This is a genomic window from Erythrobacter ani (assembly GCF_019204025.1).
GTDB classification, from domain to species: domain Bacteria; phylum Pseudomonadota; class Alphaproteobacteria; order Sphingomonadales; family Sphingomonadaceae; genus Erythrobacter; species Erythrobacter ani.
This window is the reverse complement of the sequence record NZ_JAGSPB010000001.1, coordinates 349,706-368,099: the sequence shown is the minus strand read 5'-3', so window position 1 is coordinate 368,099 and position 18,394 is coordinate 349,706. Positions and strand designations below refer to the sequence as shown.

General features: G+C 60.9%; 20 protein-coding genes. 12 read left to right on the top strand and 8 right to left on the bottom strand.

Annotated elements, in window-relative coordinates:
• Window position 1: 1 nt before the first annotated feature.
• The 4 genes from KCG45_RS01825 to KCG45_RS01810 form a co-directional block, all read right to left on the bottom strand.
• On the bottom strand, window positions 2–661 hold the full coding sequence (locus KCG45_RS01825; protein ID WP_218315439.1) for a CpaD family pilus assembly protein: 660 nt from the start codon (window positions 659–661) through the stop codon (window positions 2–4).
• A gap of 19 nt (window positions 662–680) precedes the next feature.
• Entirely contained in the window at window positions 681–2,264 is a 1,584-nt protein-coding gene (locus tag KCG45_RS01820) for a type II and III secretion system protein family protein (RefSeq protein ID WP_218315438.1), read from the bottom strand.
• 80 nt (window positions 2,265–2,344) lie between these two features.
• Window positions 2,345–3,349: a Flp pilus assembly protein CpaB gene (gene cpaB / locus KCG45_RS01815; RefSeq protein WP_218315437.1), complete on the bottom strand. Its 1,005-nt coding sequence runs from the start codon at window positions 3,347–3,349 to the stop codon at window positions 2,345–2,347.
• An 88-nt stretch (window positions 3,350–3,437) separates the two neighbouring features.
• Window positions 3,438–3,920, bottom strand: a complete 483-nt coding sequence (locus tag KCG45_RS01810; protein WP_218315436.1) for an A24 family peptidase — start codon at window positions 3,918–3,920, stop codon at window positions 3,438–3,440.
• A gap of 110 nt (window positions 3,921–4,030) precedes the next feature.
• Here KCG45_RS01810 and KCG45_RS01805 point away from each other — a divergent pair, with 110 nt between their 5' ends.
• The 3 genes from KCG45_RS01805 (at window position 4,031) to KCG45_RS01795 (ending at window position 6,396) form a co-directional block, all read left to right on the top strand.
• Window positions 4,031–5,023: an alpha/beta fold hydrolase gene (locus tag KCG45_RS01805; protein ID WP_218315435.1), complete on the top strand. Its 993-nt coding sequence runs from the start codon at window positions 4,031–4,033 to the stop codon at window positions 5,021–5,023.
• A 5-nt stretch (window positions 5,024–5,028) separates the two neighbouring features.
• On the top strand, window positions 5,029–6,153 hold the full coding sequence (locus KCG45_RS01800) for an NAD(P)/FAD-dependent oxidoreductase (protein WP_218315434.1): 1,125 nt from the start codon (window positions 5,029–5,031) through the stop codon (window positions 6,151–6,153).
• Window positions 6,154–6,219: 66 nt separating this feature from the next.
• Complete coding sequence (locus KCG45_RS01795; RefSeq protein WP_218315433.1) at window positions 6,220–6,396, top strand: YegP family protein; 177 nt, start codon at window positions 6,220–6,222, stop codon at window positions 6,394–6,396.
• Between the two features lie 54 nt (window positions 6,397–6,450).
• Here KCG45_RS01795 and rnhA read toward each other — a convergent pair whose 3' ends face one another.
• The 3 genes from rnhA to ispH are packed head-to-tail and all read right to left on the bottom strand — an operon-like array spanning window position 6,451 to window position 8,923.
• The gene (gene rnhA, locus KCG45_RS01790) at window positions 6,451–6,915 is read right to left on the bottom strand and encodes a ribonuclease HI (RefSeq protein WP_218316352.1); all 465 of its coding nucleotides are present in this window, start codon (window positions 6,913–6,915) and stop codon (window positions 6,451–6,453) included.
• Between the two features lie 22 nt (window positions 6,916–6,937).
• A complete protein-coding gene (locus KCG45_RS01785; RefSeq protein WP_218315432.1) occupies window positions 6,938–7,912 on the bottom strand; it encodes a homoserine kinase in 975 nt (324 codons plus the stop codon).
• Window positions 7,913–7,933: 21 nt separating this feature from the next.
• The gene (gene ispH / locus KCG45_RS01780; protein ID WP_218315431.1) at window positions 7,934–8,923 is read right to left on the bottom strand and encodes a 4-hydroxy-3-methylbut-2-enyl diphosphate reductase; all 990 of its coding nucleotides are present in this window, start codon (window positions 8,921–8,923) and stop codon (window positions 7,934–7,936) included.
• A gap of 105 nt (window positions 8,924–9,028) precedes the next feature.
• On the opposite strand from ispH, the gene KCG45_RS01775 reads away from it, so the two are divergent.
• The 9 genes from KCG45_RS01775 (at window position 9,029) to tatC (ending at window position 16,660) form a co-directional block, all read left to right on the top strand.
• Window positions 9,029–9,679 (top strand): hypothetical protein, encoded by a 651-nt coding sequence (locus KCG45_RS01775; protein WP_218315430.1) that lies wholly within the window; start codon window positions 9,029–9,031, stop codon window positions 9,677–9,679.
• Window positions 9,680–9,830: 151 nt separating this feature from the next.
• On the top strand, window positions 9,831–11,579 hold the full coding sequence (gene argS, locus KCG45_RS01770; protein WP_218315429.1) for an arginine--tRNA ligase: 1,749 nt from the start codon (window positions 9,831–9,833) through the stop codon (window positions 11,577–11,579).
• A gap of 51 nt (window positions 11,580–11,630) precedes the next feature.
• Window positions 11,631–12,344 carry an SPOR domain-containing protein gene (locus tag KCG45_RS01765; RefSeq protein WP_218315428.1) on the top strand — a complete coding sequence of 238 codons (714 nt, stop codon included), beginning with the start codon at window positions 11,631–11,633 and terminating at the stop codon, window positions 12,342–12,344.
• 107 nt (window positions 12,345–12,451) lie between these two features.
• Window positions 12,452–13,474 (top strand): beta-N-acetylhexosaminidase, encoded by a 1,023-nt coding sequence (nagZ, locus tag KCG45_RS01760; protein ID WP_218315427.1) that lies wholly within the window; start codon window positions 12,452–12,454, stop codon window positions 13,472–13,474.
• The gene (locus tag KCG45_RS01755; protein ID WP_218315426.1) at window positions 13,471–14,331 is read left to right on the top strand and encodes a segregation and condensation protein A; all 861 of its coding nucleotides are present in this window, start codon (window positions 13,471–13,473) and stop codon (window positions 14,329–14,331) included. Before nagZ ends, KCG45_RS01755 begins: the two co-directional genes overlap by 4 nt.
• 110 nt (window positions 14,332–14,441) lie before the next feature.
• Entirely contained in the window at window positions 14,442–15,026 is a 585-nt protein-coding gene (gene scpB, locus KCG45_RS01750) for an SMC-Scp complex subunit ScpB (RefSeq protein ID WP_439648914.1), read from the top strand.
• 91 nt (window positions 15,027–15,117) lie between these two features.
• Entirely contained in the window at window positions 15,118–15,357 is a 240-nt protein-coding gene (locus tag KCG45_RS01745; RefSeq protein ID WP_218315425.1) for a twin-arginine translocase TatA/TatE family subunit, read from the top strand.
• Window positions 15,358–15,398: 41 nt separating this feature from the next.
• Window positions 15,399–15,839, top strand: coding sequence for a Sec-independent protein translocase protein TatB (gene tatB / locus KCG45_RS01740; protein ID WP_218315424.1), 441 nt, complete (start codon window positions 15,399–15,401; stop codon window positions 15,837–15,839).
• 5 nt (window positions 15,840–15,844) lie between these two features.
• On the top strand, window positions 15,845–16,660 hold the full coding sequence (gene tatC, locus KCG45_RS01735; protein WP_218315423.1) for a twin-arginine translocase subunit TatC: 816 nt from the start codon (window positions 15,845–15,847) through the stop codon (window positions 16,658–16,660).
• A gap of 82 nt (window positions 16,661–16,742) precedes the next feature.
• On the opposite strand, the gene KCG45_RS01730 is transcribed toward tatC, so the two are convergent.
• Entirely contained in the window at window positions 16,743–18,389 is a 1,647-nt protein-coding gene (locus KCG45_RS01730) for an amidohydrolase (protein ID WP_218315422.1), read from the bottom strand.
• Window positions 18,390–18,394 lie beyond the last annotated feature (5 nt).

Here is an 18,394-nt window from a genome sequence, read left to right as displayed (position 1 = left end):
ACTATTCTCCTTGCCCGCCTTGAGCGTTCCGTAGGCCGCCAGCACCGGTCGGCGGCGTCTCACGATAAGTATCGATCGCTTTCGTACCGGTAGCGATCACGGTTTCGCCGGAGCCTTCCTGGCCTTCCAGCAAGTCTTGCGGATTGGCGACCATCGCAGCGAGATTGCTGTTGTTCGCGCAGCCGAAATTCGGGCTCATGCCATTGTTGTAGTTCATGTCGGACTTGGCGGACCAATCAGGGCAGCCCGGCACCGACGCCGCCGAACGCGTGATGACGACGCGTGCCTGTCCGGGCTCAAGAAATCCGACCGTGGTCGGAGCAACCGCTTCGACGATCAACCCGTAACGCCCGGCCAGTTCGTTGACCGCGTCAGCGACAGCGGGGCTGTTCGACGGATCTTCAATTGTGACACGGTCGCCATAGCGAAGGTCCATCGTCTCGAACCAGCCGTTGAGGCGCGATTGCTCAGACACCGGCAGACCTTGGGCGTTGGTGTTGACATCGAGCGTATAATTCGTCCGCTCGACCACCGGTTGCTTGGTGCTGTACAGCGATGTGTTGCTTGGCATCCCGCCGCAGCCAGCGACAGCCAGCCCCATCGAGAGCGCAAGAGCATGGAGCGGCGCTTTGGCCAGTTTGCTTTTAAATGCTGTGTGCATTGTTCTCACCTTTCTCGAGTTACAGGCTGAAACCAGGAGCTACGGCGTCGGCCGACCGCTCCTTTTTGCGGTTCTTCTTGTCAGCACGGCGCGGATCCTTAGGTGCGCTATTGGGCATGATCGCAGCCGGATCGGCATTGCTGATGTCCGGGTTGGGCGCATCCTGATCCTTGGCAGTTGGGCCAGGGCGCTGTTCGCCCGACACACCGGCATTGTCCCGGTATCCGATAAACTGCTCAAGCTCGCTGGCCGTGCGGAAACCGTCGGTCGGCAGCTTGATGTCCGAGGCGTTCACTGGTTTGACCAGGTATGGCGTGACGACGATCACGAGTTCGGTTTCGCCCTTACGGAAATCGCGCGATCGGAACAGGTTGCCGAGGATCGGTATGTCACCGAGGCCTGGAGCCTTTTCGAGAAGGTTCTGCGAATTGCCGCTCATCAGGCCCGCGATCATGAAGCTTTGGCCGGAGCCAAGTTCTACGGTCGTTTCGGTCCTGCGGATTGTCAGCGCCGGGACCTGGAAACCGTTGAGGGTAACCGCGCCCTGCGACGACAGCTCGGACACTTCCGGACGAACCCGGAGTGAAATCCGGCCATTGGCCAGCACAGTCGGCGTGTAAGAGAGGCTCACCCCGAAATCACGGTATTCAATGGCAACGTTGCCAAGGCCCTGGCTGATCGGGATCGGAAACTCGCCGCCCGCAAGGAACGTGGCGGTTTCACCCGAAAGCGCGGTCAAATTGGGCTGCGAAAGCGTGGTGATCAGTCCGAGAGTTTCCGACAGATCGAGCGCGCCGATCACGTCAAGGCCGAAGAGGCGGCCAAGACCAGCGATTGTGGTCCCTCCATCCGAGTCGATCGCTGGACCTGTGACCTCACCGAGCGCGATCTGGCCAGGACTGTTAGCGACCGCAACGGGGCCAGCGGGATCGAATGCTCCTTCACCGGCAAGCAAATTGCGCCCGGTGCCGACACCGCCCCGGAATCCGCCGAGAGAGAAATCGTATGTGGAGAGGTTGCCGCCGATCTCGCGGACGAGGCTACGGCTGACTTCAGCGAACTTGACCTGAAGGTTGACCTGCAATGGAGTGGCCGTCTTCAAACGAGTGATGACATTGGCTTCTTCACCCAGAAAGGCTTCTACCAGGCGCTGCGCTTCCGCAGCGTCTTCAGGGGCAGCAACAGTACCAGTCAGGAGCACGGTGTTCGTGCCCATCGTGGAGACATTCACCTTGGCTTCCGGCATTGCGAGCGCCATCATCTGGTCGACACTGCCAATATTGGATCCGACCCGAATGTTGGCCGAGAAAATTACGTCGCCCCGAGCATTGCTGGCGTAGATCGTGGTTTCACCGCCGGCTTTGCCGAAAACATAGAGCTGACGCTGAGATTTGATCTGAACGTCCGCTACGCCGTCATTGGCGACGAACACGTCTGCCATCGATCCGGGAATCGTGACGAGCTCACCTTTTCCGATGGACAGGACGATGTCCTGTGTCGGACTTGCGACTTGCTGTGCAGTCGCAGTGCTCATCGGAACCGCGGCCAGCGGCGCTGCGGCGATAGATGCCAAAAGCAATTTGGCAGTAAGTTGGCGTGTCATTTTTTGACCCCCCATGGGTTTCCCTGTTCCCGCAATCGCGGTTTTCAAGCTTTGTGTGTGACGAAGCATTGCAATTCCCCTCAGCGCACGACCGGCACTTCGCTCGTGGCCTTGCCGCGAGTGACGCGCACTGTCGGGCCGTTATGGATAACAACACCAGCGCCACCTGCATCGGCATTGCTGCGAGCTATCGCGGCGAGAGCCTGTGCCTTGCGCTCTTCCTGAAGACGAAACTTCGACACATCGAGAGCGGTCTGCCAGGTCTGCTTTCCATCCACAGGACGGGACAGCGCGCTGCGCAGAATGCGCTCTTCTTCTTCAGGCGAAGCGCCATCGGGGATATCGATGTCGCCGTTGGCGATCGCGCGGTCCAGTTCGGCTTGGTTGTCCGCGATCGAGCGCAGGACCAGGCTGAGTGTACCCATCGTTTGGGCGACGGCGACCTGCTCGGCCAGTTTCGGAGTAACTTCGAGTGTCACGGTCCGGAAAGCGCGGACAACGGTCTTGCCTTCTTCGTCCTGACCCGTCTCGGTCGACTGGTCAGTGGCGAGAACGCGAAGGTTGTGCAGAATTGTTTCAGCGCCTTCGAGCGAGCCTTCGGCGGCCGCATTCGCAACCGTCTGCGTGAGCACGAGATCGACGCGGTCACCCGGGAAAACGAACCCGGCAACACCCGTACGGGCGGACACAGGAACGGTCACGGCGCGCATGCCTGGGCCAAGCGCCGCAGCAAGAAATCCGCGGTCACCAGGGCTCACGAGCGAGCCCTGCGTTACTGGTTCACCGGCAGTGACCGGAAAGCGCACGACGGTGCCGAGGAGCTGGTTCACATCGGATTCGCCATCAAGGAAGTATGCGTCCTGAACGAGCTCTTCCGGCCATTGCTGATAACCAAGCGCTTCTGCAGTAACGATAGTGCCTGCAGGCAATGCGCGGTTAGCGACGAGAACTTTGGGTCCTGTCGGTGCGGGGGCCGCCACGGCCTCCGGTGCAGAACCTTCGGCGAACATGCTCCGCGCAGCAAAAGCAGTGCCGACCGCGATGATCAGCGCTCCAAGCAGCAGAACCAGCTTCTTCCTATCCATGGCTATTCTAGCCCCCTCGTTTCGGCCCTAAAGAATTGTCGGGCAGGTATGGTTTCAATCCGTACGTCTGAATTGGTTAAAATGAAGTTCACGCGACCGGCATGTCGCTCGGAAGATAGTTGACGGCGAGCACCCACAGGCCGCCGACAGCGATCGCCACGCCGTAAGGTATGGCGAGGCGTTCTTTCTGGCGGCGGAGAAAATGCCATCCGCCCATCACGATGGTCAGGACACCGCCGACCAGCGCCATCACGACCAGCAATTGCACGAAAGACGTCGGCGCTATCCAAAGCGCGAGCGCGGTGAGCAATTTGACATCGCCGCCGCCCATCATCCCGGCGGCGAACAATCCGGCGAGGATCGCGAAGGCTGCAAACGCGACCAAGATCTGCATGGCAACGTCCGGCCAGATCGACAGGCCGCTGGTCCACCAGAAAAGCGGTGCGCCAAGCGCGATTGCCAAGTTCAGCTTGTTGCTGATCTGGCGGCTACGGATGTCGGTAAAGGCGGCAATGACCAGCCCGATTGCCAAGGCAATCACCAGTCCGTAGTGAAGATACGTAGTAAGCATGTGGCCCCCGAGATTAACTGCCGGACAATCCCGCAGCTTCTCTTGACCGGTGTGCTACAGGTGATTGCTTACCGAATAGTAACCAAGACCAAGGGCCAGGCATTAGCCACGTGAGCAAAGCTTCTTCAGTTACCAGCAAATACGCTGCGAAACCGCCGATTGATCGCCGTGTCATCCCGCCCGCAGCGAATGAGGCAATCTGGGAAACCCGCGATGGTCACCGGCTGCGCCGCATCGACTGGCCCGGCAATGAAGAACGCGCTCGCGGTTCGATCCTGTTTCTGCCCGGACGCGGGGACAATTACGAAAAATATCTCGAAAGCCTGGAAGAATGGCACCGCGCAGGTTGGCGTGTGACTGCTGCGGATTGGCGGGGGCAGGCAGGCAGCGGACGCCTGGGCAAGGATGAGGTTACCGGGCATATCGAGGATTTCGGCATCTGGGTCGATGACCTCGCCGAGTTTTGGGACGCTTGGAAGGCGCAAACGCCCGCACCCCATGTGCTCGCTGCGCATTCGATGGGCGGCCATCTCGTGATGCGTGCGCTCGTCGAAAAGCGGGTGAACCCGAAGGCTGTGTTCCTGAGCGCGCCGATGCTTGGCATGAACGGGCCGCCGCTGCCTTTGCCCATGTTGCACGGCGTTGCGACGGTGATGACGAAGGTTGGCGATCCAACACGTCAGGCATGGAAGTGGAGCGAGAAACCGGGCGAACTGCCGACCGGGCGCGCAACCCTGCTGACACATGATCCGGACCGTTACGAAGACGAGCAGTGGTGGCGCGATCACCGGCCCGAATTGGTCATGGGGCCCGCCAGCTGGCGCTGGGTCGAGCGAGCCTATGCCTCGTGGCGTGAACTTGAAAAGCCGGGCGCGCTCGAAAATGTTGTGACCCCGGTGCTGATCGTGTCGACCAGCGCGGATAAGCTCGTCAGTCATCCGGCGAATGTTCGCGCGGCGGCGCGTCTTCCCAATGGACAGCTACAGGCGTTCGGGGACGAAGCAGCGCATGAAATCCTGCGCGAGGCGGATGAAGTGCGTGACGCCGCGATGCAAGCGATCGCCGAATTCCTGGATACGCACGCGCCGGCAGACGCTTCCTGACCGAAATGGCGCAGGCGCATTACGACTTTGCTGTCATCGGTGCAGGAATGGCCGGAGCGAGCATCGCTGCTGAGCTCGCACCCCATGCAAGTGTCCTCGTGCTCGAGGCCGAAGATGCGCCCGGATACCATTCGACCGGACGCTCGGCTGCGTTTTGGGAGGAATGTTATGGAGGGCCGGGCGTCGTCCCGCTGACGCTCGCATCGGGTAATTACTTACGCGAACATGGTTTCCTGAGTCCGCGCGGCGCGCTGTATGTCGGGAAACAAGAAGATCGGCAAAAGCTCGACGAGTTCTTCGAGACCTTCGCCGGCACCGGCGTGACGATCGAGCGGCTGGGGCGCGAGCGACTTGCCAGCTGCGTCCCGCAGATGGGCGAGGAGTGGTGCGATGCGATTTGGGAGCCCGCCTGCGCCGACATCGATGTTGCAGGACTCCACCAGCATTATCTGAAAGCGATGAAGCGGGCGGGCGCGACGCTTGCCTGCCGCGCGCGCGTCGCGATGCTCAATCGCTCACCAGATCGGTGGGAACTGCTGACGGAGAGCGGCGAATTATACTCGGCCGCCAGAGTTGTGAACGCAGCTGGGGCTTGGGCGGACCCGATCGCCAATCTCGCCGGAGCTCGTCCACTCGGGATACATCCAAAGCGCCGGACGGTCGTTCAGCTTCGTGTTTCGCCCGAAGTGCGAAGCGACCAACCCCTGGTCCTCGACATCAACGGCGAGTTTTACTTCAAGCCGGACAGTGGGCGGCTTTGGCTTAGCCCGCACGACGAGATTCCCAGCGATCCATGCGATGCGTCACCTGAGGAAATCGACGTGGCGCTGGTTGTCGATCGCTTCCAGAAAGCGACCGGTTGGAACGTCGAAGCGGTTGAGAGACGTTGGGCCGGCCTCCGCAGTTTCGCCCCCGACCGTCTGCCGGTTTACGGTCCAGACCCGGAAATTCCGGGTTTTCTGTGGTTCGCGGGGCAGGGTGGATTTGGCATTCAGACCGCACCGGCGGCGGCGCGGCTGGGCGCGCAGATCATTCTGGGCCGGACTGCAGATGCGATGACGCAGGCCATCGATCCGGACACTTATTCACCTGCTCGCTTCCACCGGGCCAAAGCTGCTGCCGATGTCTAGCCAAGGGCGTTTCAATCTGTAAGGTAAGGCGCGAGTTTCCAGGGACCAGATCAGAGGAGAAAAGGCATGGCTCACAAGTTCGAGATTTATAAGGACAAGGCCGGAGAATATCGGGTGCGCTTCAAATACAATTCCGAAATCATGTTCTCGACCGAAGGGTATTCGAGCAAGTCGGGTGCGAAAAGCGCGATCGAATCGATCCAGAAAAATGGTCCCGGCGCACCTGTTGAAGACAACAGCTAAGCCATAGCTTTATTAGTAGGAGCGGGCGCGCCCTTCGCGGGGCGACGCCCGTTTTTATTGCCGCGCTTCTTCTTCGTCTGCAGCGATGGCGGCCCGCTCCGCCTCGTCACTGGCAAGTTGGTCAACGCGCTCGTTTTCCGGGTGCCCGTTATGACCCTTGACCCAGTTCCAACTCACTTCATGTCTAGCCGATACGTCTATCAATTCATGCCAGAGATCGGCGTTGCGCACCGGTTTCTTGCTCGCCGTCACCCAGCCGCGTTTCTGCCAGCCTTCGACCCACTTGGTTATGCCGTCGAGCACATATTTGCTGTCGGAATAAAGATCGACCTTGCACGGTTCGATCAATGCACCCAGCCCCTTGATGACCGCCGTCATTTCCATGCGATTGTTGGTGGTATCGTCTTCGCCACCGGAAAGCTCTTTTTCATGCGCGCCCATACGCAGCAGAGCCCCCCAGCCGCCCGGACCGGGATTGCCCTTGCAGGCCCCGTCGGTAAAAATTTCAACGTGTTTCATCGGACGCTTCATCTGTTCGTCTTTATGTTCGGTCAAACAGGTTTTCGCCTAAATCGTCGTAAACGCGCCATCTTGCAACAAATTGCATCGGGTTTTTGCGGGTGACCAGTGCGTCGTCCGGCGTGTCGAGCCAGTCCTCCGCACGGCTCGCCACGAAGCGGAGGGCGGCACCTTTGGCGATCTGAGGCAGCATTGCCTTTTCTGCATTTTCGAGCGGTCTGACACTTTCATATCCCGCGATGAGCGCCATCCCGAGGTCGCGGCGATATCGGTTCTGATCGTCAAAGCACCATGCTGCGTGTGTAGTGGCAAGATCGAGCGCCATCGATCCGGTACAGGCGAAGTAAAAATCGATGAGGCCCGTCACCGACTCGCCCAGCATGAGAACATTGTCGGGAAAAAGATCGGCATGAATGTTCGTCTGAGGCAATTGGTCGAGATCGAGCGCGGCCGCAGCCCGGGCCGGTGCGAGCATGGCAGGCAGGTCGGGATCGATGTGACCCAGCCGGTCCTCGCCGCATCGTTCGAGCAAAGCGAGGTTATCTGCAAAGCTCATGGTATTGGCACGGCTGCGGCCAAAGTCGCGGCTCGCCAAATGCATCCTGGCAAGGACTTCGCCAACAGCGCCCGCCTGCGCGGCGCTCGGCTGTGTCGGAGAGACACCTGGCAGGAATTCGATCAGGGCGACCGCTTTGCCTTGCTCCATCCTGTAGGCTGACCCTTCGCGGTCATGGATGGTGCGCGGCACCGGGCAGTTCCTGGCAGAGAGGTGGTCGAGCAGTCCAAGGAAATAGGGCAGGTCGGACAGCTCTATGCGCCGCTCATACATGGTGAGTATGTAGCGCGCGCCATGGCCGTCTGGACCAGTCGTGTCGATCAGCCAGTTCGAATTGGACACGCCCTCGGCGATGCCTTTCGCCGAAACCAGTGCGCCGACATCGTATTGGGAAATGAGTTCCGAAAGCTCCTCAGCGCCAAGATGCGTGTAAACCGCCATGCGAGCGTGCGCGCGTTCCTGTTATTCGGTCAGCTGGCGTGGAAGTTTGAACACCATCTTTTCTTCTGCCGCAGTGATGGTGCGCTCCCTGATCGGGCGCAATTTCCCGAGAGCATCGACGACTTCGCGCACGAGGACCTCAGGGGCGGAGGCTCCAGCCGTCAGGCCTAGAGTTTTCACGCCTTCTAGCCACCCCGGTTCGATCTCGTCCGCGCGCTGGATCAGTTTCGCGGGCGTTCCGAGACGCTCGGACACTTCGACCAGACGCAGCGAATTCGAAGAGTTCGGCGCTCCGATCACCAGCACGAGATCGCAATCCGGGGCGAGATCCTTGACCGCCGCCTGGCGGTTGGACGTAGCGTAACAGATGTCTTCCGCCTTCGGTCCGCTGATATTCGGAAAACGCCATTCCAGTGCAGCGATCACTTCCGCGGTGTCGTCTACCGAAAGCGTCGTCTGCGTAAGATAGGCTAGCTCATCGTCGCTATCGAAAGGCAGCTTGTCGACGTCCTCGATAGTCTCGACCAGCGTCATCTGGCCGGGCGCCACCTGCCCCATCGTCCCGATCACTTCAGGGTGACCTTCGTGCCCGACAAAGATGATGTGGCGGTTCTTCTCGATCTGGCGCTCTGCCTGGCGGTGCACTTTCGACACAAGGGGGCAGGTCGCGTCAAGGTAGATCATGTTGCGCCGCTCGGCCTCTGCCGGCACGGATTTGGGTACGCCGTGCGCGCTGAACACGACCGGCGCATCGGCAGGCACTTCGTCCAGTTCCTCGACGAAGATCGCACCCTTGGCCTTCAGCCCCTCGACGACATATTTGTTGTGGACGATTTCATGCCGGACGTAGACCGGCGCGCCGTAACGCTCGAGCGATTTCTCGACGATTTCGATCGCTCTATCCACACCGGCGCAAAAGCCGCGCGGCGCAGCGATAAGCAGGTTTAGCGGTTCGTCGGCGGAGGTCATGTTTCCGCCAGCGGTGTCGGAATTGGGAAAGGGCGCGTTCATGTCCCTCCCTCTAGCGCTTTGCTGCGCGCACCGCTAGGGCGAGAGCGAATGCCGCGCCGATTGTGCAGCGGCTCTCAGGATCGACAATTCAAGGACGTGTTTTTGATGGCATTTCGCACCCGTGTTTTTGGCGCAGTCGCGCTGGCTGCTGCAGTGGCAGGATGCGCCGGTGAGGGCGATCTGGTAATTGACCAGGGTGTCGGCATCACCGCCGTGCTTTCGTCATGTCCTTCGGTAGGGATTCCCGACTATACCGGCGACGTCACCGTATTTCTCACCGCAGGCAACCCGACGCTCGACAATCTCGATATGACAGCCTCGATGACCAACCTTCGGTCGGTCTGCGATGAGTCGGGTGAGCGCGTCTATAGCGAGGCGACGTTCGACGTGAATGCCCGCCGCGCCGATGTGAGCGGTGCCCGCAGCGTAACACTGCCTTATTACGTCACTGTGCTGCGCGGAGGCAGTGCGGTCGTGACCAAACGTGTCGGGCAAGTCACCTTGAATTTCGCCGACGGCCAGGAACGCGCGAGCGCGACCGGCAAGGCAGGCTCTTTCGTCGATCGCGCTGCCTCGACCTTGCCTGCCGATATTCGAGAGAAGATCACGCGACGCCGACGCCCCGGGGATGTCGACGCCGCGCTTGATCCGCTGTCCGCCCCCGAGGTGAAAGCCGCGATCCAGCGAACCAGCTTTGAGATGCTGATCGGGTTCCAGCTTACCGAGGATCAACTGGCTTATAACGCCACGCGTTGATCCACCCGCACGGTGACGTGCATGCAAAGCGCTCCGCATTGGTGTCTCCGCTCGATTGCGGCCGATCGCGCCATCGTTCGCTCGCGCCGCGCGAGTTGGCCGATATTCGGCCTTTGTCCCTTTTTCACTTTCCGCTAACTGCGCCGATGAAATGACCGAGAAGAAAACCCTTTACGCCGCATACGCGGCGAAAATCGAAAGCGTGCTCGCTGCCTTGGCAGCCGAAGGCGTGCTGCCCGCCGATGCGAGCTTTGCCAGTGTCGCAGTCGAGCCGCCGCGTGATCCTGCGCATGGTGATCTTGCGACCAACGCAGCAATGGTGCTGGCGAAGGCGGCGAAGACCAATCCGCGCGCACTGGCCGAACAGATCGCCGCAAAGCTCGAAGCCGAGCCGACCGTGACCAGCGCGGAGATTGCCGGTCCTGGCTTCATTAATTTGCGGCTTCAGGCATCAGAATGGCTCGCCGAGCTCGCTGCCATTGCGGCTCAGGCCGATGACTACGGACGGTCTTCGATGGGTGCGGGACGGACGGTCAACGTCGAATATGTCTCGGCCAATCCGACCGGGCCGATGCATATGGGCCATTGCCGCGGCGCGGTGGTGGGTGATGCGCTGTCGAGCCTGCTCGAATTCGCAGGCCACAAGGTGACGCGCGAATACTATATCAACGACGCGGGCGGACAGGTCGATGTGCTCGCTAGCTCCGCGCACCTGCGCTACCGCGAGGCCTTGGGCGAAGATATCGGTGATATTCCCGAAGGCCTCTATCCCGGTGATTACCTTAAGCCCGTAGGCGAAAGCCTCGCACAGGAGCTTGGCGACCGGCACAAGGATGAGCCGGAAGGCGCATGGCTCCCGATCTTTCGCGCCGAAGCCGTCACGCGCATGATGGAGCTGATCAAGAGTGATTTGGCGCTGCTGGGTATCCACCACGACGTGTTTTCGTCTGAGGCGGCCCTCCACATGGCGGGCAAGCCCGATGAGGCGGAAGCCTGGCTGCGTGAACACGATCTCGTGTATGATGGCATGCTGGAAGCTCCCAAGGGCAAGGCGCCTCCCGAAGACTGGGAGCCGGTCGAACTGCCGCTGTTCCGCTCGACGAAATTCGGTGACGATCAGGACCGCCCGATCAAGAAATCGAACGGCGCGTGGACCTATTTCGGCGCCGATCTCGCCTATCACATGCAGAAAGCCGAGAATGCCGATGAGTTGATCGACATCTGGGGTGCGGATCATGCGGGCACGGTGAAACGGATCAAGGCCGCCGTCGCCGCCTTGTCCGAGGGGCAGGGCCAGCCAATCCCGTTCGACGTGAAGCTGGTCCAGATGGTCCAGTTGATGCGTGGCGGCGAGCCTGTGAAAATGTCCAAGCGCTCGGGCAATTTCATCACGATAGCCGACATGGTTCATGAAGTCGGCCGCGATGTCGTTCGTTTCACCATGCTGAGCCGGAAGCCCGAAGCGCAGATGGAATTCGATTTCGCCAAGGTGGTCGAAGCGTCGAAAGACAATCCTGTTTTTTACGTTCAATACGCGCATGCACGCATTCGCTCGACCCTTCGCAAGGCGGCGGATGCGGGGTTCGCGCCTGCGGACGCAGCGCTCGATCGCCTCGGGGACGAAGAGATCGCTCTCATCCGCAACGCCGCGCAATTTCCGCGCATTATCGAATCCGCCGCAAAAGCCCGTGAGGCGCACCGTATAGCGTTCTACCTGTATGATCTTGCTGCAGAACTGCACGCATTCTGGAATTTAGGTAACGACGATTCGCAGAAGCGGTTCATCGTGGAACAGGACCAAGCTTTGACAGAGGCGAGGCTTTTCCTTGCGCAGGCAATCGGGCAGGTAATCCGTAATGGTCTGAATGTGCTGGGTGTGGAAGCCGTTGAATCTCTGTAACGGTTAGCTAACGTCATCCTGTGTCGGGGCTTGATGGAAAGGTGATGATCCATGTCGGTCGAAGCTGAGTTCGAGAATACGGGCGGTTCCGCGGACGAACTCGATCTGTCGGAAAGCGACAGCCTTCCCTGGCTGGAGGCCGATGAGGAGGACGAGGCTGCTGGCGGCGTCGACAAGGGGCAAATCGTCGGGTTTGCCCTGGTTCTGTTTGCGTTGCTGATCGGCATTGTCGGAACGATCTATCTGCTCACCAATACGGTGGGCGACAGCGAGTTCGTGGCCGATGGCAGCACTATCGCAGCGCCTGAGGGCCCGATCAAAGAACGACCGGAAGATCCGGGTGGCAAGGAATTTGCCGGGACCGGCAATGTCGCACCAGCCGTCGGAGAAGGCCAGGCGCGCGAAGGGCAGATGGGCAACACCGACGTAGCCGAGGCCCCTGATACCGCACCGGACGGGGAGACATCCGCAGCAGAGAGTTCTGCGGTCGCAGTAGCCTCACCGGAGCCTGCGCCCCAGACTGAGCTGGAGGGTGTCGGAGTGCAATTAGCCGCTTACAACACCCGATCGAGAGCGCGAACCGGTTGGGAGACGCTCACTCGCCAGACCGATGTCCTCAACGGCTTGAAATATCGCGTCGTCGAAGGCGTGGTAGATGGCAGCACCGTCTACCGTCTCCAGGCTGTTCTTCCTGACCGGGCCGCAGCTGTCGAGCTGTGCCGCAAGGTCAAAGAGGATGGGCTCGACTGCGCCGTGAAATCGTAAGCCGGGCGCGCTTCGTGCGAGGCCTATCCACGGCACCGGACCGTTTTCCCCCACATTAGAAGGTTAGTGCGCTTGCCTGACAGGACACCTCCTGCAACTCTTCGTTCATGATTCCGGCTATTTTCGGATGTTCCGGGCCGCAGCTGACGGCCGATGAGCGCGCTTTCTTCCGCGAGGCGGATCCCGCGGGCTACATCCTGTTCGGCCGAAATTGCGTGACACCAGAGCAGCTTCGCGCGCTCACCGATGAGCTTCGCGCGCTGCATGGCAGGGAGCGCCTGCTGATCTCGATCGATCAGGAAGGCGGCCGCGTCGCGCGGCTGCGTCCGCCACATTGGTCGGCCTATCCTGCAGGCGAGGCTTTCGACCGGCTTTATGACCTAGCCCCCGCCAGCGCCATCGAAGCTGCCCGGGCCAATGCGCATGCCATGGCGCTCGAGCTTTCCGCGATGGGGATCACGATTGATTTCCACGCGCCGTTTGACGTCCGCCGGCCCGAGACAGATAACGCCATCGGTGACCGCTCGCTCGGCAGCGATCCGATGCAGGTTGCCGCGCTAGGCCGCGCCGTGCTCGACGGGATGGTAATGGGCGGAGTAGCAGGTTGCCTCAAGCATATGCCTGGCCATGGCCGGGCCACGGTGGACAGCCACCACGAAATGCCCACCGTGACCGCAGGCGTTGAGGAGTTGGAGACCGACATCGCTCCGTTCAGGGCGCTCAATCACGCGTCTATCGGGATGACCGCACACCTGCTCTTCACCGCTTGGGATCCCGATAACCCTGCGACGCTGTCAGCAACGATCATCCGGGATATCATTCGCGGCGAGATCGGTTTCGAAGGATTGCTCCTGACCGACGATATCGACATGGAAGCGCTCAAGGGTACCATCCCTGAGCGTTCGGCGCTCGCACATGCGGCCGGCTGCGATATCGTGCTGAATTGCTGGGCAAAGATGGACGATATGGAGGGCATTTGCGAGGCCCTGCCGTCCATGTCCGATGCCACGTCCGCACGGCTCGACCGCGCGCTCGCGGAAACGCGGGTCGCCTCTGAACTGACCGCCGCGCAGTCCGAATTGCTCGCCAAGCGCGATGCCTTGCTGGCGCTGACGGGAGAGGCGGCATGACCATTAATGCAGAAGACGGTTTCATGTTTGAAGGCGGCGCGGCAGGCGTGCCAGAACCGACCGCCGAATTGCCCGAGGGCTGGGCGGACGACGAGAGTAGCAGGCACGGCGCAAAATCCGGCGACAAGGCGCTCTATCTCGAACTCGATGGATGGGAAGGTCCGCTAGACCTGTTGCTCGATCTCGCAAGGCGTCAGAAAGTCGATCTGCGCCAGATTTCGATACTCGCTCTCGTCGACCAATACCTGACCTATATCGAGCGGGCAGAGGAGCTTCGGCTCGAACTCGCTGCCGATTACCTCGTGATGGCGGCCTGGCTGGCTTATCTCAAATCATCGCTTTTGCTGCCCAAGGAAGAGCAGGAAGATCCGAGTCCGGAAGAACTCGCCCTGCGCTTGCAATTGCGTTTGCAGCGGCTCGGCGCAATGCGCGAAGCCGCGGCGCGGTTGATGGGGCGCGACCGGATCGGACGCGACACCTTCCTGCGCGGATCGCCCGAGGGTTTGCGCATAGACCGCAAAACCCAGTGGAAGAGCGACGCCTATTCGCTGATACAGGCTTATGGGCAGGTGAAGGCGCGCACCGCACCGCGCATCTATCATGTCGCCGATCGCCCGGTGATGACGCTCGACAGCGCGCTGGACCGCGTGTCGGCGATGCTGGGCGTCACTCTAGAATGGATGGAAATCCGCGATTTCCTGCCGCGCCATGCCGATCCGGAGCTGCGCAAGTCAGCGCTCGCCTCGAGTTTTGTGGCTGCGCTTGAGCTTGCGCGTCTCGGGCGCGCGGAAATCGATCAGGACATGCCGTTTTCGCCGCTGCGCATCCGCCGCTTGAAAGAACGGGTGACGGCGTGAGCGACGACGTATCCGAAGACGGCATACCGGTGACCGATGCCGCGCCTGCGCGCTCCGACGATGAGATCGTGCGCGCGCTGGAGGCGACCCTTTTCGCCTCCGAAGACCCCATGAGCGTCGACGCGCTGTCCACCCATTTGGGCGGGCTGGACAACGCGGCCATCCGCAAAGGCTTGCAGGCGCTCGAGGTGCATTACTCCAAACGCGGCGTACATCTGGTCGAGCGCGGAAAGCGCTGGCATTTCGAAACTGCACCTGATCTTGCGCACCTGTTGAGACGCGAACGCGAACAGGTTCGCCGACTGAGCCGGGCCGCCACCGAGGTGCTCGCCATCATCGCTTACCACGAGCCAGTGAGCCGCGCGGAAATCGAATCGATCCGCGGAGTCCAGACCGCCAAGGGTACACTCGATGTCTTGATGGAGGCAGGCTGGATCAAGCTTGCAGGACGGCGAGAGGTTCCCGGTCGCCCTGTGATCTACGCCACGACGCCGGAATTCCTCGACCATTTCGGCCTCACCTCGCGCCGCGATTTGCCCGGCATGGACGAACTGCGCGCTGCTGGTTTGCTCGACCCGGTCGACGATGCACTGGAAGAAGCGATGGAGGGTGCTGGGTCTGACCAATCGGGCGATGACAATGCACAGGACGAGCCCATGGTCGACGGCTCGGAAGATATCGGCCTTACCACTTGATCCTGCCAATTGCACTCCAGATACAGCGCCGACTAGCGCGAAGGCATGATCGCGCCTATATTGGCCTCACACACTATTAGAGAGAGTTCGCATGGGCGGTATCGGCATCTGGCAAATTGTAATCGTGGCGCTCGTCGTCCTGATCCTGTTCGGACGCGGGCGCATTTCTGAAATGATGGGCGATTTCGGCAAGGGTATCTCGAGCTTCAAGAAGGGCATGACCGAGGAAGAAGAGGCGAAACCCGCTTCAAAGGCGCAGATCGAAGCTCCGGCGAAGGATGTGCCCGCCCAAGACACCAAAACAAGCGAGCGGAGCGATTCCGCCAGCTGACCTACCCGGCGGCGCATCGCTTGCGCGCTTGAAGGCTTTCAATGTTCGATATCGGCGCTGCTGAACTTCTTGTCATCGTCATCGTGGCGATCCTCGTGATCGGTCCCAAGGAGATGCCGCGCGCCATGCGTACTGCAGGCCGCTGGATCGGTCAGGTTCGCAAGGTGTCGGCGCATTTCCGGACGGGCATCGATGCGATGGTTCGCGAAGCCGAGCTTGAGGACATGGAGAAGAAGTGGAAGGCGCAGAATGAGGAAATCATGAAGCGCACGGCCATAACTGCGGAAAATGGCGCAGACACGCCCGTCATGACCGGTCCGCCTCCGCTTTCCACCGATGATGGCCCAGATCCGGAAGCCGACGATCCCGCGCCGAAGGTCTCCGCTGAATCCCGCCAGCCCAAAGCAGATGATGCGGCCCCGGAATTGCCGCTCGCCCCGCGCGAAGACTCTGCGACCGTCAGCAAAAAGTCAGCTGGATAACGGTCATGGCATTCAAAATTTCAGATATAGACGAGACCCGCGCTCCCCTGCTGGACCATCTGGTCGAGCTGCGTTCGCGGCTGATGCGATCTGTCTTCGCTCTGATGATCGGCTTCGGCATCTGTTTCTACTTCGCCGATCCGATTCTCGCATTTCTGGTCCAACCGCTGAAAGACGCGTTTCCAAACGGAGAAGGGCAGCTGATCTTCACCCGGTTGCCGGAGCTGTTCTTCGTCGATCTGAAAGTGGGACTGTTCGCCGGTTTCATGGTGAGCTTTCCAATCATCGCAAACCAGCTCTGGGCATTCGTCGCGCCGGGCCTTTATGCGAAGGAAAAGAAGGCGTTCCTGCCGTTTCTCATCGCGACGCCGGTGCTGTTTATTGGCGGTGCCTCGCTCGCCTATTTCGTCGTCATGCCGACCGCATTCCGCTGGTTCCTGGGATTTGGCGGAGATGCGGGCGGGCTGGCTGTGGAGGCGTTGCCCGCCGCGGGCGATTACCTTGATCTGGTGATGCAGTTCATCCTCGCATTCGGGCTTACTTTTCTGCTTCCCGTGCTCCTCATGCTGCTGCACCGGGCCGGCATCGTGACGCGTGCGCAAATGTCCGGTGCACGGCGCTATGTCGTGGTCGGAGTGGTTGCGCTCGCTGCGATCGTGACGCCGCCCGATCCAGGGTCTCAGGTGATCCTTGCGCTGCCCCTACTCGTCCTGTTTGAAGGGTCGCTGCTTCTCATGCGCCTACAGGAACGCTCGATCGCCAAGAAAGCGAAGCGGGAAGATGACGCCGCGAGCAAGGAGCAGACCGAGGTCGAGGCCTGACGCCAAAGCCCTTTGGGCCGTCGTTACGATAGCCGACCGGCCCCCAAGACCAGCGATGAACGAGTCATTGAACGACGTCTGTTCAGCGCGCCCGTTTGCCACCGACCCACACCCCGTGGATTTTGGTTTCGCGAATGTCTGCCGGAGATGCCAGCATCGGATCGCGGTCGACCAAGATGAAATCGGCCCGCTCCCCTGGTATAAGACGCCCAAACCGGCCGTCTGCGAAACCGGCATAGGCCGCATCAGCGGTGAAGGCCTTCAGCGCTGCTTCGCGGCTTACGGTTTCGCTTGGCAGCCATCCGCCGAACGGCTCTCCGTTCGCGTCGGTGCGGCTGATTGCGACTGCGAGCCCCGCGAAGGCGTCCGCAGGTTCGACCGGAGCATCGGACCCGAACGCCAGCTTCCCGCCGACTTTCAACACGCTGCGCCAGGCATAGGCGCCGTCCAGCCGGTCAGGACCCAGCCTAGCCTCCGCCATCGTTCGGTCTGACGTCTGGTGCAGCGGCTGCATGGAAGCGATTACCCCATGCTTGCCGAATTCCTCGAGATCTGCCGGGTCGACGATTTGCGCGTGTTCGATCCGCCAGCGCCGGTCGCCTTCATATGTCTCGGAAAGCTCCTCGATCGCATTGAGAACTTCGGAATTGGCCGCATCCCCGATGGCGTGAATGGCGGTCTGAAAATTGTCGAGCGCGGCGCGGCTCATCAGGTTGCGCAGCTGCGCGGGCGTAAGCAGCGGCAGGCCGGTTGTTTCCGGCTCATCTTCGTAAGGAGCCTTCAGGACTGCCCCGCGCGAGCCGAGCGCGCCATCAAGATACAGCTTGATCCCGCCCATACGAAGCTTGTCGTCATACAGCCACGGGGTTGGTCCCGGACCAGCGATCAGGTCCATCGTATCGGCGTCGGTGGCGTAGGACATGATCCGGATCCCGAGCCGTCCTGCATCGCCCGCGCGGCGGAAGGTTTGCCAATCCTCGATACTGGTACCCATGTCGGCAACAGCCGTGATCCCGTTTGCCAGCAGGATTTCCTGCGCTTTTGTGAGCGCGGCGTCACGGTCTTCGGGGCGGGGTGCGGGCACTACCTTGGCGATAACCGCTTCCGCTGCGTCAACGAAGACGCCTGATGGATCGCGGCTGCCCGCCTTGCGAATGATGCGGCCGCCGACGGGGTCTTCATTCGCGCCTGTGACACCGGCGACAGTGATGGCGATGGTGTTGGCCCAGCTGGCATGACCATCCACGCGCTGCAGCCAAACCGGACGATCGGGCACAGCTGTATCCAGCTCCTCTGCGGTTGGGAAGCGGCCAAGGCCCCATTTCTCCTGATTCCAGCCCCGGCCCAATATCCATGGTCTGCCGGGATTTTCCTCTGCGAAAGCGGCGATCTTCGCCAGCGCATCTTCGAGCGAGGTCGTGTCAGACAGATCGAGCAGCAACGCACCGAACCCGATTCCCATGACGTGGACATGCGCATCGATCATTCCGGGAAGCATCACGCGGCCTTCGCCGTCGATGCCGAATTCGATATCTCTGGGGCGCTCGTCTTCACGGTCCAGGACCTGCGTTACAATTCCGTTGTCGTCGAAGACGAGGCCGGTGAAACGGACGATCTCACCGGTTTCGGAAACGGTCACTCCATCGACATTGTCGATCAGCGTGTCTGCTGATGCAGGCACCGTAACAAGCGCCGCCGCTGCGGCCATCGCGCGGGTCAGAAATCGCATCGTGT